The following is a 15,061-nucleotide window of genomic DNA, read 5'->3' as shown; positions in this document are numbered from 1 at the left end:
TTAATTAAATATTATAATAACAATTGCTTCTTTTATTTCTGAATAAGGAATATCACGCTTGTGTTCAACAGTTTCTTTTCCTTTACCCACTTTTTTTGGTTCTCTGGCAGTCCACGAAAGTGTTATACTTTCATCCGTAACCTGCTCTAATTTTGCTTCTATTGTTTCGGTAGCGGTTTTAACTTTCAACGTTCTACCAATGTTTTTTTTGTATTGTCTTACCATTCTTAGCGGAGTCGAAACGCCGGCCGAAGCAACTTCTAACGAGTAATCTTGCTCTTCTCGATCAAGATTGTTGTCAATCACACGACTGATGTCAATACAGTCTTGCAAAGTTACACCATTATCGCCATCCAAAGTTACGGTAATTTTATAACTCTCTGAAATAGTTAAATCTACCAAAAACAAGGAAGGTTTTTCTAACAATCCTTCTTCTAATAAATTCGTAACCTTCTCTTTAAATGTCATAGTTGTATAAAAAGAGGGAAGCAATGCTTCCCTCATTATTTAGTGAAAATGGTAAATAACGGTGCAAATATAGTTATTTTTTTATAAATCAAAAATCCATTGCCAAATCAAAAAAAAATAATACCTTTATTGTGTTAAAATATCCTATCCAAAATTTACTTTTTTATATTATGAAAAAAATCTTAGTCCCAACAGACTTCTCAGAACACGCCGGATACGCCTTGAAAGTTGCGGCACAAATTGCCAAAAAAAATAACGGAGAAATCTTTCTTCTCCACATGTTAGAATTACCGCATCAAGCTAGTGACGCTGTTGGAAGCGGTCATGATTTACCTGAAATTATGCTTTTTAAAAATGCCGCCATAAACAGATTGGAGGACTTAATGGACGATCCAAGCTTGGATGGATTGAAGGTTTCAGAGATTATTCAATTTGAATTGGCTTTTGACGGAATCATGAACATCAGTAAAAAGAATGATGTTGATTTGATAGTAATGGGTTCTCACGGTGCCAGTGGATTCAAAGAAATGTTTATCGGTTCTAATGCTGAAAAAGTGGTTAGAAATTCTGATATACCTGTATTAATTATCAAAAAAGAAGCCGGCAACTTTGAAGTAGACAAATTTGTTTTTGCTTCTGACTTTGCCGATGAAATTAAAAGACCATTTGCTAAAGTGGTAGAATTTGCCAATAAATTTGACGCCGAATTACATTTGGTAATGATCAATACACCAAGTAGCTTCAAGCCTACTCACGTGGCCCAAGAAATTATGAGTGATTTTATTTCTAATTTCACTATTAATAAGTTCTCAACCCATATTTACAATGATGTAAATGTAGAAAGCGGTGTTTTGAATTTTACTAATAATATCAATGCCGATTTAATAGGAATGAGTACACATGGCAGAAAAGGACTTGCCCATTTCTTCAACGGAAGTATTAGTGAAGATTTAGTAAATCATGCGCTAAAGCCTGTGGTTACTTTTAAAATTTAAATCCAAACCGGTATAAAAACAAAAAAGCCTCTCAAATTGAGAGGCTTTTTCTGTTGGTCTACAAGGACTCGAACCTTGAAAGACTGCACCAAAAACAGTTGTGTTACCATTACACCATAGACCAGCATTACTTCACTAAGCAATATTATCAACTGAGTTCCGTGAAACTTCGTTTTGCTTAACGCGAGTGCAAATTTAGAACAAATTTTATTTTACACAAACAATTATGCGAAAAAATTAAATTCTTCTTGTGCAAAAATACCGTCTATGACCATAATAATCTTGTAACTAATTCGTTATCTGTTTGAGAAAATTTTGTTAATCCGCGTTTAATTGCGTTAAAAAAAATAGTTTCTTTGTAACCATAAAAATAAACCCTCTTCATTTCATACTTATATTATGAATTTTAACTTCAACAAGTGGAATACCATTTTAGGATGGTCAACATTTACTATTGCTTTAATAACCTATTCATTAACTGTTGAGCCCACCATGAGTTTTTGGGATTGCGGAGAATACATCTCAACAGCTGCCAAATTGGAAGTTGGTCATCCACCCGGAGCGCCACTATACCAAATCCTCGGCGCTTTCTTTGCCATGTTTGCCACAGGTAAAGAAACCATAGCGCTCATGGTTAATATGATGTCGGTTTTTTCAAGCGCATTCACCATATTGTTTATGTTTTGGTCGTCATCAATCTTATTAAAGAAAATTGTTTCTTCCTATTCAGAAGTTGATAAAAGCAAATCCATCGTTATTTTAGGAAGTTCCTTTGTAGGTTCTTTGGCCTTTACTTTCTCAGACAGTTTTTGGGCTAGTGCCGTAGAAGCTGAAGTGTATGCCATGGCATCATTGTTAATTGCACTCTTGTTTTGGCTTGGATTGCGTTGGGAACAAGACATGCACACACCAAAAGGCAATCGATGGTTACTGTTGATTTCCTTAATCGTCGGACTCTCTTTTGGTATCCACTTTATGGCGCTGTTAACTATTCCGGCCATAGGGTTTTTATATTTTTTCAAAAATTACAAAACTGTAACCATTAAAAATTTCATTATTGCCAATATTATAATTGTAGCGGTATTGTTGTTTATATTCAAATTGTTATTGCCTTACACCTTGGCTTTCTTTGGTAAAATGGAAATCTTTATGGTGAATAGTATTGGTTTACCTTTCAACTCCGGAACCATTTTTGCCGTTTTATTGATAGTGGTTTTTTTCTATTTCGGATTAAAATACACCCGCGAAAAAGGACATCCGTTTTACAATACGGTAATTCTTTGTGTTCTTTTTGTTTTGATTGGTTTTTCTACTTGGATGATGTTGCCGATTCGTGCCAATGCCAATGTGGTTATCAATGAAAACAAACCTTCCGATGCTGCCGAGGTTTTAGCTTATTATAATAGAGAACAATATGGTGTAAACCCTTTGTTTTATGGCCCGCAATACACCGACACTTTTGCCGGTTTGGATGAAGACCAACCTTATTTAGACAAAGCTCCCAACTACGAAAGAGATTATAAAACGGGTAAATATGTGATTGTAAACAATTACAAAAACGCCGAACAAAACACAGACGATAATCACAAAGCCGTGTTGCCGCGTCTTTGGAGTACGGATCACATTGAAAACTATATTCAATTTACCGGAGTGCCTAAGTTCACTTTGAATCATAATTATCCTTACGAAGAAGATTTGGCGCAATATGGCGTATCCCTAGACAGTTTGAGTGAAGAGCAAGTGATGCAAGCTGTTGGCCAATTAAAAGAGGAAATGCAAAAAAATATCAATGAGTTTAAAACGGCTTACCAACAAAAACAAATTGACAACGAAGACTATGTTTCCTTTCTAAAAAAATACAGCGATTATCTTGTAATTGAAAAACCTTCTACTTGGGAAAATATCAGCTTTATGATTGAGTACCAATTTGGATATATGTATGGAAGGTATTTGTTGTGGAATTTTGTCGGAAGACAAAACGACATTCAAGGAAGATATGATAACTTAGACGGAAACTGGATCAGCGGTATCAAATTTATTGACGAAGTACATTTAGGCAAAGGCACTCAGGAAAATCTTCCCGATGATGCAAAAAACAACAAAGGAAGAAATGTTTATTATTTCCTACCGTTCATTATTGGCCTAATCGGACTTATGTACCATGCCCAAAGGGATTTGAAGAGTTTTTATGTTTTATTAGCGCTGTTTTTATTTACCAGTATTGCCTTGAAAATATTCCTGAATGAAAGGCCTTTTGAACCAAGAGAGAGAGATTATGCCTTAGTGGGTTCGTTTTATGTTTTTGCCATTTGGCTCGGATTTGGCGTCTATGCCATCTACGAAATCGTATCCGATTATATTAAATCGAAGTTGGTTGGCCCAATTGTAATTGGCGCTTGTCTTTTGGCAGCTCCGGTTTTAATGGCTAGCCAAAACTGGGATGACCACGATCGCTCTAACCGTTACACCGCTACTGCCATGGCGAAAAACTACCTCAACGCTTGTGATAAAAACGCCATTCTGTTTACCATTGGTGATAATGACACTTTCCCGCTATGGTATGCCCAAGAAATAGAAGGCGTCAGACCGGACATTAAGATTATCAACACCCAATTATTCATGACTGATTGGAATATTGACCAAGCTAAATTCAAAACGTATAGCGCTGAAGGTTTGCCAATTTCATTCAAACACAGTGAATATGTAGGGGATAATTTAGATTATGTGGCACACATTCCAAAAACAGACGCACGATGGGATCTTAAAGCTTTTATCGATTTTATCAAACACCCAGAATCTACTATTGAGATGCAAAACGGTCAAACCATCCATTTTTATCCGACCAATAAAATCAGGATTCCGGTTGACAAAAACACCATTATCAAGAACAATGTGGTTAACCAAAAATACCATGATTCTATTGTGCCTTTTATCGATTTAGATATTAAAGGAAGTGCCATCTATAAAAATCGTTTGATGATGTTGGATGTATTGGCGAATAACAATTGGAAACGACCAATCTATTTCACCGGTGGAAGTTTTGGCGACGATGATTATCTGTGGATGAAAGATTACCTACAATTGGACGGTTTGGTATACAAATTAGTTCCGATAAAAACCCCTGTTGACAAAGAAAACCCATATGATATGGGTCAAATTGATACTGATAAAATGTACAATCTGGTCATGAAATGGGATTGGGGCAATGGTGATTCGAAAACTATCTACCACGATCCGGAAACCCGCAAAAACAGTATTTCTTACCGAACTAATATGGCAAGGTTAATGGAACAATTAATCAATGAAGGTCAAAAAGACAAAGCCAAAAAAATTCTCGATTTGGCCATGACCAAAATGCCGATGGAATATTATGGCTATTACACGATGGTGGAACCATTTGTTGGCGGTTATTACGCTATCGGAGAGAAAGCCAAAGCACGACAAATTCTGGAAAAATTAATGACCAAATACAAACAAAACTTAAAGTATTTCGCAGGCATTCAGCCTTCCATTCAAAACGGAATTGCTTCAGACATCATAACCGACATTGAACGCTACAGAAGTTTATTGATTGTGATGAAAGACCAAGGAGATTTAGAGTTCTACAATAAAAATAAACCTGTGTTCAACTCTTTAGTGCAACGATTCACCCGTTTCGGAAGAGAATTAGAATAAACAATTAGTAAAACTTGAAGATGTGCCAATTTGAAGATTCTTATTGGCACATTTTTTTTATATTTAGCCTATGAGTTTATGGGTCAAAACAAATGGGTTTATCAAGACTGTTTTTCCGAAGTACGTTTGGGAAATTCCCAATCACGAGAAAAAAGTTTACCTGACTTTTGACGACGGCCCAATTCCTGAAATCACCGAATGGACATTGGCACAATTAAAAAAGCACAACGCCAAAGCGACTTTCTTTTGCATCGGAGACAATATTCAAAAACATCCGGAAATTTTTAAAAAAGTAATCGATGATGGTCACTCAATCGGAAACCATACTTTCAATCATCTAAAAGGTTGGGAAACTAGCTTAGAAGATTATATCGAAAACACCAAAAAGTGCTCAGAAACTATGGTCAACTGCCAACTAAACACTGAACACGCCCAACTCTTCCGTCCGCCATACGGCAAAATCAAACCTTCTCAAGCCGGAGCACTCCGAAAATTAGGCTACAAAATAATCATGTGGGATATTATCAGCATGGATTTTGACCAAACCATCACGCCGGAAGAATGTTTAAACAATGTTTTGAAAAATATAGAAAGCGGTAGCATTATCGTATTTCACGATAGCCTTAAAGCTTGGAAAAACCTGGAATATGTTTTACCCAAAACTTTAGCATTCTTAAACGAAAAAGGATTTGTTTGCGAAAAGATTGATTACAATTGGTCCTGAACCAAAGCGATAATGCTGTTAGCATCCAATTCACCCGATTGTCTCCAAACCATTTGACCGTCTTTGTAAATCATCAAGGTCGGCAAACCTTTGATGCGCAAAGCATCGGCTAACTCCTGATTTTTATCGACATCAATTTTGATCACTTTTGCCTTGTCACCAAGCGCAGCTGCAACATCTCTGATTACAGGATGCATGGACACCGAAGATTCGTTCCATTCTGTGTAAAAGTCAATTAACACAGGCACTTGAGCGTTGATTAATTCTCCAAATTTTGACATAAAACCAAAATAATTTTACCTTCTTCTACCTCAATAAAAGAAACATTAAAGCACAAATGTAGCATTTTTAACTAATTATGCTACTTTTTCCCCTTTTTTTAGTTCAAAAACAGTTATCTCAGGCCAAATTCCAACTCTACCCGGATAAGCATGAAAGCCTAAACCTCGGTTTACATAAATATATCGACCTACATTTTCATATAATCCTGCCCATTGTTTGTAAACATATTGCACCGGACTCCATTGAATAATGCCCGGAATTTCTATACCAAACTGCAATCCGTGTGTGTGACCCGAAAGCGTTAATTGGAAATGCTTGTCGTGATTTTTTACTTCATACTCCCAATGGCTTGGGTCATGGCTCATCAAAATTTTGAAATCTTCAGCAGTCAATCCTTCCGAAGCTTTGTGCAAATCACCAGCTTGTTTGAAGTTTTTACCCCAATTCTCAACGCCAACAATGGCTATTTCGCTATCGCCTTTTTTGATTTTAGCATGTTGATTCAACAACAAATCAAAACCAATATCACCATACAATTTTTTGATACCTTCAAAATTTTCGTCTTTAGCCGCTTGTGTTGGCCACTCGATATACTCACCATAATCGTGATTGCCTAAAACTGCATATTTACCATATTCGTGTTTGTCAATTTTATTAAAAGTATCAATCCACGGATGCATTTCGGTGGCATGAGTATTAACAATATCTCCCGTAAACAACATCATGTCGGTTTTATGCTCATTTATCAAATCAATGGCGTATTGTATTTTTTCGGTATCGTCAAAACTACCACTGTGTACATCTGAAATTTGGGTAATCGTGAAGCCATCAAAATCTTGCGGTAAATCAGGAAAGAATAAGGTTTGTTTGATAACCCTAAAGTTGTATTTTCCTTTAGTCATTCCGTACAAAAGCGAAGTAAACGGAATCGCCGCAAGTACTAAAGCAATTTGACTTACAAATTTTCTTCGGTTTGGTAAAAAATCACCGTTTGAATTATCACCCATGAAATAAGTAATAAAACCCGAAAAGACGCGGTAAACATCTTCCAACAACATAAAAAAAGTCAGAATCATTTTCGGAATAAACAATAACAACAACAACCCAAAAGTGATTAACGTCTTACTGTTTTGCCCCACTTTACGGTCAAACTGCGACAATTGGTAAAATATATAAATGATGGCCGCCAGTGAAATTACTTGATAAGCCACCAAAATCCATCTCGACTTAGTGATGGTTCTAAAGGCTTGAAAAGCATAAACTTCAATAATGGCGACAAAGAGAAAGAAGAAAATCCAACGAAGCATGATTCATAAATTTTCAGCAAAATAACGAAGAATCAAAGCATTATTATCTTTCATTTAACTAAATTTAACTAAAATATTTCTCTTCTTCAACATTCAAAGTTTCGCTACATTTACACTTTATAATTTATTTCAAAAATGTCACAACAAAAACGCCTTTTCTTGCTCGATGCTTACGCCTTAATTTTCCGCGGCTATTACGCTTTTATCAAAAATCCCCGTATCAATTCAAAAGGAATGGATACTTCGGCTATTATGGGTTTTATGAACTCTTTGATGGATGTAATTAAACGCGAAAAACCCGACCATTTAGCCGTAGCTTTTGACAAAGGCGGAAGCGATTATCGCTACGAAATGTACCAAGAATACAAAGCACACCGTGACGAAACGCCGGAAGCCATTAAAATTGCCGTGCCATACATTCAAGAATTGTTAAAGGCCATGCACATTCCGATTATGGAAAAAGCAGGTTTCGAAGCCGATGATTTGATTGGAACCTTGGCCAAACAAGCCGAAAAAGAAGGGTTTCAAGTCTTTATGGTAACACCTGATAAAGATTTTGCCCAATTGGTTTCCGAAAATATTTTTATGTACAAACCGGCGCGAATGGGTAACGATATCGAAATTTGGGGCATTCCGGAAGTGTTGGCCAAATTCGAAATTGAAGATCCATTACAGGTAATTGACTATCTCGGAATGATGGGCGATTCTGCCGATAATATTCCGGGATTTCCCGGTGTTGGTGAAGTGACCGCGAAGAAATTATTAAAGGAATTCGGCTCGATGGAAAACCTTTTGGAAAACACCGACAAACTAAAAGGCGCGCTAAAAGACAAAATCGAAAACAATAAAGAACTCGGAATTCTATCTAAAAAATTGGCCCGAATTCTACTCGATTGTCCGGTGACTTTTGATGCAACCGATTTCGAATTATCCAAACCCGATGTAGAAAAAACCGATGCGTTGTTTATGGAACTGGAATTCCGCCAAATGAAAGCGCAATTCGACAAACTATTCGGCACTGGAAAAGAATATGATGAAATTGAATCAAATGGTAATGGTAATGAAAATGGAGAAACGCCACAACCAACTAAAAAAGCTCCAGCCAAGAAGTCAAACGAAGACCAATTCGATTTATTTGGTTTTTCCGATGAAGAAAGCGACGAACCAAAACACAATTCTTATTACGCCACTTTAGAAAACACCAACCATAATTATACTATTATTCAAGGCGATTTAGGAACCAAATTGTTTTTACAAAACCTAATAAACCAAACGTCAGTCTGCTTCGATACAGAAACTACCGGAATTGACACACTTCACGCCGAATTAGTCGGCATGTCTTTCTCATTTGAAAAAGGCAAAGCTTTCTACGTTCCGTTTCCTGAAAACCGTGAAGAAGCACAAAATTTGGCCGACAAATTTAAACCGTTTTTTGAAAGCGAATCCATTGAAAAAATTGGCCAAAACATCAAATACGATTTGAAAATTTTATCCAATTATGGCATTCAAGTCAAAGGAAAATTGTTTGACACCATGATTGCGCATTATTTAATCAATCCCGATATGCGCCACAATATGGATGTTTTGAGTGAAACTTATTTAAAATATTCGCCAAAATCCATCGAAACATTAATTGGCAAAAAAGGCAAAGGTCAGTTGTCGATGCGAGATGTGCCTTTGGAAGACATCAAAGAATACGCCGCAGAAGATGCTGACATTACACTCCAATTAAAAGACGTTTTTAGTCCAATTTTAGACAAAGCCGAAACCAAAAAATTATTCGAAGAAATCGAAATTCCGCTAATTCCGGTCTTAGCCGCCATGGAAACTGAAGGTATTCGCTTAGATGTTGATTTCCTAAAATCGATGTCGGTTGATATGCAAAAAGAAATCAATCTTTTCGAACAAAAAATCTACGAAACTGCCGGCGAAAAATTCAATTTAGCTTCCCCAAAACAACTCGGAGAAGTATTATTTGACAAAATGAAAATCGGCGGTGCCAAACAAAAGAAAACCAAAACCGGACAATACGCGACCGGCGAAGAAGTATTGAGTTATTTGGCCAACGAACACCAAATCGTAAAGGATATTTTAGATTGGCGTCAAATGGTAAAATTGCAAAGTACTTATATCGAAGCATTGCCGAATCAAGTCGATGCCAAAACCCAACGCGTTCATACCGATTACATGCAAACAGTTGCCGCAACAGGTCGATTAAGTTCGAATAATCCGAACCTGCAAAACATTCCGATTCGTACCGAGCGCGGACGTTTGATTAGAAAAGCCTTTATCGCTCGTGATGAAAATTTCACCTTACTTTCTGCCGATTACTCGCAGATTGAATTGAGAATTATTGCTGCTTTATCGGGCGAAGAAAATATGATTAAAGCCTTCCAAAACAACGAAGACATTCACCGAAGTACGGCTGCGAAAGTATTCAACGTGGCTTTAGAAGAAGTTACCAAAGAACAACGAAGCAATGCCAAAACGGTTAACTTCGGAATCATTTATGGCGTTTCTGCTTTTGGTTTAAGTAACCAAACTTCATTATCTCGTTCTGAAAGTGCAGCCTTAATCGACGCCTATTACAAAACCTATCCGAAATTAAAATCGTACATGTCTGAACAAGTAGATTTTGCTCGCCAAAATGGTTATGTGCAAACGGTTTTAGGAAGACGCCGTTATTTGAAAGACATCAATTCGGCCAACGCAGTCGTTAGAAGTGGCGCCGAACGAAATGCGGTAAACGCACCTATTCAAGGAAGCGCTGCTGATATCATCAAAATCGCAATGATTAACATTCACAAGAAACTAACTTCGGAAAATTGGCAGTCAAAAATGCTGTTGCAAGTCCATGACGAATTGGTTTTTGACGTACACAACTCCGAATTAGAGAAAATTAAACCGTTAATCAAACACGAAATGGAAAATGCGTTCAAGCTAGACGTGCCGTTAGATGTGGAGTTAGGAACGGGTAAAAATTGGCTCGAGGCGCATTGATTTTAGGATTGATAATTGGTAAACATCGCCAAAATTCAGTCATCAGGTCAAAAAAAAATATTACTTTTAATAAACCAAAAAATGCTATGAATTTTGGAAACATTAAAAACCATACTCTATTTTTCTATCTTTCGGTATCCGTTAAAAATAGAAGAAATCCATAGTTACACCAACTATGATTCGATTGCGGATACTGAAAAAGAACTGCAACACTTGATTGCCGAAAAAATCCTCATCAAAGTAGATGACTTCTATGTTTATGGAAGCGATTTGGATTCGGTTATCAAGAGACTTCGAGGCAATATGTATGCCGGCAGAGCGATGAGAATTGCTCAAAAGAAAGCCCGATTTATTGCCAAATTTCCTTTTGTAAAAGCCGTTGGCGTTTCTGGTTCTTTGTCAAAAGGATATTATGATAACGGAAGTGACATTGATTTCTTTGTCATTACAGAACCGAATAAACTTTGGCTTTGCCGGACTTTCTTGATGCTTTACAAAAAAATATTCCTGCTCAATTCGCGCAAATATTTTTGTGTCAATTATTTTGTTTCAACCAGTCAGTTGGAAATCGAAGAAAAAAATCGATTCACCGCCACAGAAATGAAAACCTTGATTCCGATGCAAGGCAAAACCGTTTTTGAAGATTTTTTCCAAAAAAACCAATGGGTAAATGACTATTTCAATAAATTCTCGCCCAATTTGTCTTCGGTACCCAATTTCAAAAAAAACCTTGGCACCAAATCGGTTGAGTTTGTTTTTGGAAATCCCATTGGAAACCTAGTGGATAACAGTTTTAAAATACTTACCCTTAAAAAATGGAAAGCCAAGTTCCATATGATGAGTGAAGAAGATTTTAAAATTGCCTTGAAATCAAGCAAAAATATCTCCAAACACCATCCATCTCATTTTCAAAAGAAAGTGATATTGGATTTGAATAACCGAATTGAAGAAGTGAGTCATAACTTCAACATCAATTTAGCCAAAGAACATGTCTAACATACTGTTTTCGCATTCGTATTATTACAAACTCGACCCGAAGCAATGGAAAAACAAAACGCCTTTTCCGCCTTTGGGAACACTTTATGCGGCTTCGTTATTGCGAAAAAACGGTTATGCAGTTTCCCTTTTTGACACCAATTTATTAGACAGTCCAAACTCCATCGAACCCATTTTGAGATCCTCAAAACCGAATTATTTGGTGATTTATGATGACGGTTTTAATTACTTGACCAAAATGTGTCTGACCAACATGCGCGAAGCCTGTTTTGAGATGATTCGTTTGGGGAAAATGTATGATTGCAAGATTATCGTTTGCAGTTCCGATTCGACTGACCATTATCAAGATTATCTTAAAATGGGCGCCGATTTTATTTTGCAAGGTGAAGGTGAAATGTCGCTATTAGAATTAATAAAAAATTTGGAAAATGAAACGGCAATCGATGACATCAAAGGAATTGTTTTCAAAAAAAACGAACAAATTCAGGTCAATCCCAAACGCGAAGTCCTTCAAAATTTAGACGAATTACCTTTGCCGGTTTGGGATTTAGTCGATATCGAAAGTTATAAAACCATTTGGAAACAAAGCGGACAACCTTTTACTTTAAACATCGCTACGACTCGTGGTTGTCCATATAAATGCAACTGGTGTGCGAAACCCATTTACGGCAATCGCTACAACGCACATTCTCCGAACTATATTGTCAAGGAAATTCAGTTTTTGAAGGACAATTTTGGCGTGACCCGTTTTTGGATGTGTGATGATATTTTTGGATTGAAGCCGAATTGGGTTCAGGAATTCAACTCAAAATTAAAAGACCAAAACTTAAAAATCAGCTATTACATCCAAAGTCGCGTTGATTTGTTATTGAAAGAAGATACGATTGATTGTCTTGCCGAATCGGGTTTGGAAGAAGTTTGGGTTGGTGCAGAAAGCGCTTCGCAAAAAATCCTTAATGCGATGGACAAAGGCACAACGGTAGAACAAATTTACGAAGCAACAAAACTATTAAAAGACAAAAAAATACGTGTGGCTTTCTTTCTGCAATTTGGTTACCTGACCGAAAATCAGGAAGACATTGCCAAAACGATTGCCATGGTCAAAGAACTAATGCCGGATAATATTGGGATTTCGGTTTCTTATCCTTTGCCGGGAACTAAGTTTTATGAGAAAGTCAAAGACGATTTAAAATTAAAATCCAATTGGACCGATTCAGACGATTTTGAAATGATGTTTCATGGTACTTACAAATCGAATTACTATCGAAAACTGCAACGTTTTGTGCACAAAGAATTCAGAAAACAACAAGGTTTTTATAATTTAAAACAAGTGTTTTCAAAGCCTTCATCTATTTCGGTAACCCATTTAAAATCGATTGCCAAATTGGGTTATTATATTCCGAGTGCGTTTTTGGATACGATTTCGCTAAAAAAACTACAGCAAAATGGAAGCTAGTTTTGACAAAGCCGCCGCAAAATATGACGACACATTTACCAATACCGAAGTTGGGAAAATGCAGCGCGCTTTGGTTTACGCCGAACTTTCGAAACACTTAACTTCCGTTAAAAACATACTCGAAATCAATTGCGGTACCGGCGAAGATGCGATTTGGTTCGCCAAACAAAATTTCAATATAACCGCTACCGATATTTCACCAAAAATGATTGAAATCGCGAAAAGCAAAGCGAACCTCATCTTTAAAACGGCAGATATCAATTCGATTACAACAACTTTTGAAGGCGAAAAATTCGATTTGCTGTTTTCCAACTTTGGTGGTTTGAACTGTTTGTCAAAAACGGAATTGGAAAATTTCTTCGCGACTAATGGTTCGATACTTTCCGAAAAAGGAAAAATGGCTTTGGTGATTATGCCGAAGAATACACTTTGGGAACGCTTTTATTTTTTGGCGAAAGCCCAATTCAAAAACATTTCTCGGCGAAAAAAGGAAAGCGTTATCGCCCACGTCGACGGAGAAAATGTCACCACTTACTACTACAACCCAAAAGATATCGTAAATTTAGCCAAAGCAAATTTTGAAACTCTTGCGGTGAAACCAATTGGTTTTTTTGTCCCACCTTCTTATTTAGACGGATTTTTTAAAAACAAAGGCGGCATTTTACGCTTTTTAAACCGATTGGAACAAGGCATTAAGAACGCTTCGTCATTTTCAAAATACGCCGATCATTACCTTATAATTTTGCAAAAACGATGAGTCTTTTATTCACCCATGCTTATTATTTATCGGATGATCCTAAGGAACAAAAGATTATGAAACCCTATCCGCCATTAGGGTTGCTTTATGTTTCGGCCTATTTGAAAAACAAAAATATTGACAATGAAGTTTTCGACACTACGTTTTCCTCTCAGGCAGCACAACTCGATTTTATTTTAGAAAAACAACCCAAAATCATTTGTATTTACACCAATTTGATGACCAAAATCGAAGTCATTAAGTTGATTAAAATTTTAAAAACCGAAACTTACAATTTTCCAAAAATTGCCCTCGGCGGTCCGGATGTGACTTACAATGTCGAAAATTATCTCAAAGCCGGTGCTGATTTTTTAATCATTGGCGAAGGCGAAGAAACCACTTTTGAATTGTATAATGCGATTATGAATGATGATAATTTCCACAATGTAAACGGCATCGCTTTTATAGAAAACAACCAAATTATTCAAACTCCGGCGCGAACAAAATTCAAAGAACTAGACGAATTGCCTTTACCGAATCGTGAAGCCATAAATATGCACAATTATCTGGATACTTGGAAAACCAATCACGGTCAAAGTTCGATGACGATTTCCACGCAACGCGGTTGTCCTTATACTTGTAAATGGTGCAGCACGGCGGTTTACGGGCAAAGTTATCGTCGCCGACCGGCGAATCAAGTCGCGGAAGAAATGAAAATGTTGAAAGAAAAATACAATCCTGATGCGCTTTGGTTTGTGGATGATGTGTTTACCGTAAGTCACAAATGGCTGATTGCTTTCAAAGAAGAAGTATTGAAACAAGACGCCGTGATTCCGTTTGAGTGTATTACTCGTGCGGAACGATTGAATGACGAGATTTTACAATTATTGAAAGATGTTGGTTGTTTCCGAATATGGATTGGTGCCGAAAGCGGTTCGCAAACCATAATCGATGCGATGGACAGACGCGTTGATGTCAACCAAGTGAAAAAAGTGATTCAGGATACGAATGCGATGGGCATAGAAACCGGAACGTTCATCATGCTAGGTTATCCGGGTGAAACGGAGAAAGACATTACGGAAACCATTCAGTATTTGAAAGACGCGAATCCGACTTTGTACACGATAACAGTTGCTTATCCCATAAAAGGAACAAGTTTGTACAACGAAATTGAACACAAAATCACGCAACAACCCGACTGGGAAACCTCAACCGACAGAGACATTGATTTTGAACGGACGTATTCCAGAAAATATTATCAATACGCCGTGAGCAAAGTGGTGAATGAAGTTGAGTTTCACAGAGCAATTTCGAAAACCAGTTTGAAAGCTTTGAAATTGAAAACCAAATCGATTTTGGCAAGTGGATTAATGAAAATCACCAAATGAGAATAGGTACCAACATACTAAGCGCTCCTTTATT

11 protein-coding genes and 1 tRNA gene are annotated in these 15,061 nt (G+C 36.9%); 8 read left to right on the top strand and 4 right to left on the bottom strand.

Annotation, left to right across the window (positions count from 1 at the left end):
- On the bottom strand, positions 1–468 hold the full coding sequence (gene rimP, locus ACK4HO_RS11665; protein ID WP_409665998.1) for a ribosome assembly cofactor RimP: 468 nt from the start codon (positions 466–468) through the stop codon (positions 1–3).
- 170 nt (positions 469–638) lie between these two features.
- Here rimP and ACK4HO_RS11660 point away from each other — a divergent pair, with 170 nt between their 5' ends.
- Positions 639–1,463, top strand: coding sequence for a universal stress protein (locus ACK4HO_RS11660; protein WP_409665997.1), 825 nt, complete (start codon positions 639–641; stop codon positions 1,461–1,463).
- A 53-nt stretch (positions 1,464–1,516) separates the two neighbouring features.
- Here ACK4HO_RS11660 and ACK4HO_RS11655 read toward each other — a convergent pair.
- Positions 1,517–1,587 (bottom strand) — tRNA-Gln (locus tag ACK4HO_RS11655).
- Between the two features lie 275 nt (positions 1,588–1,862).
- Between ACK4HO_RS11655 and ACK4HO_RS11650 the strand changes: the two genes are divergently transcribed.
- Together ACK4HO_RS11650 and ACK4HO_RS11645 are read left to right on the top strand one after the other, a co-directional pair.
- Entirely contained in the window at positions 1,863–5,138 is a 3,276-nt protein-coding gene (locus tag ACK4HO_RS11650) for a DUF2723 domain-containing protein (RefSeq protein WP_409665996.1), read from the top strand.
- A gap of 70 nt (positions 5,139–5,208) precedes the next feature.
- Complete coding sequence (locus ACK4HO_RS11645) at positions 5,209–5,862, top strand: polysaccharide deacetylase family protein (protein ID WP_409665995.1); 654 nt, start codon at positions 5,209–5,211, stop codon at positions 5,860–5,862.
- Here ACK4HO_RS11645 and ACK4HO_RS11640 read toward each other — a convergent pair.
- The gene (locus tag ACK4HO_RS11640; RefSeq protein ID WP_171221519.1) at positions 5,847–6,143 is read right to left on the bottom strand and encodes a thioredoxin family protein; all 297 of its coding nucleotides are present in this window, start codon (positions 6,141–6,143) and stop codon (positions 5,847–5,849) included. The genes ACK4HO_RS11645 and ACK4HO_RS11640 overlap by 16 nt on opposite strands.
- 75 nt (positions 6,144–6,218) lie before the next feature.
- Positions 6,219–7,454 carry a metallophosphoesterase gene (locus ACK4HO_RS11635; protein ID WP_409666014.1) on the bottom strand — a complete coding sequence of 412 codons (1,236 nt, stop codon included), beginning with the start codon at positions 7,452–7,454 and terminating at the stop codon, positions 6,219–6,221.
- A 132-nt stretch (positions 7,455–7,586) separates the two neighbouring features.
- Here ACK4HO_RS11635 and polA point away from each other — a divergent pair, with 132 nt between their 5' ends.
- The 5 genes from polA (at position 7,587) to ACK4HO_RS11610 (ending at position 15,027) form a co-directional block, all read left to right on the top strand.
- A complete protein-coding gene (gene polA / locus ACK4HO_RS11630; protein ID WP_409665993.1) occupies positions 7,587–10,451 on the top strand; it encodes a DNA polymerase I in 2,865 nt (954 codons plus the stop codon).
- Between the two features lie 93 nt (positions 10,452–10,544).
- Positions 10,545–11,447: a nucleotidyltransferase domain-containing protein gene (locus ACK4HO_RS11625; protein ID WP_409665991.1), complete on the top strand. Its 903-nt coding sequence runs from the start codon at positions 10,545–10,547 to the stop codon at positions 11,445–11,447.
- Complete coding sequence (locus ACK4HO_RS11620; protein WP_409665990.1) at positions 11,440–12,903, top strand: B12-binding domain-containing radical SAM protein; 1,464 nt, start codon at positions 11,440–11,442, stop codon at positions 12,901–12,903. Before ACK4HO_RS11625 ends, ACK4HO_RS11620 begins: the two co-directional genes overlap by 8 nt.
- The gene (locus ACK4HO_RS11615; RefSeq protein WP_409665988.1) at positions 12,893–13,660 is read left to right on the top strand and encodes a class I SAM-dependent methyltransferase; all 768 of its coding nucleotides are present in this window, start codon (positions 12,893–12,895) and stop codon (positions 13,658–13,660) included. Before ACK4HO_RS11620 ends, ACK4HO_RS11615 begins: the two co-directional genes overlap by 11 nt.
- Entirely contained in the window at positions 13,657–15,027 is a 1,371-nt protein-coding gene (locus tag ACK4HO_RS11610) for a B12-binding domain-containing radical SAM protein (protein ID WP_409665986.1), read from the top strand. Before ACK4HO_RS11615 ends, ACK4HO_RS11610 begins: the two co-directional genes overlap by 4 nt.
- Positions 15,028–15,061: the final 34 nt, after the last annotated feature.

Origin of the sequence: Flavobacterium sp. (genome assembly GCF_046296355.1) — a bacterium.
In the GTDB taxonomy this organism is placed as follows: Bacteria; Bacteroidota; Bacteroidia; order Flavobacteriales; family Flavobacteriaceae; genus Flavobacterium.
The sequence above is the reverse complement of the archived record's forward strand: the minus strand, read 5'-3'. Positions and strand labels throughout refer to the sequence as shown.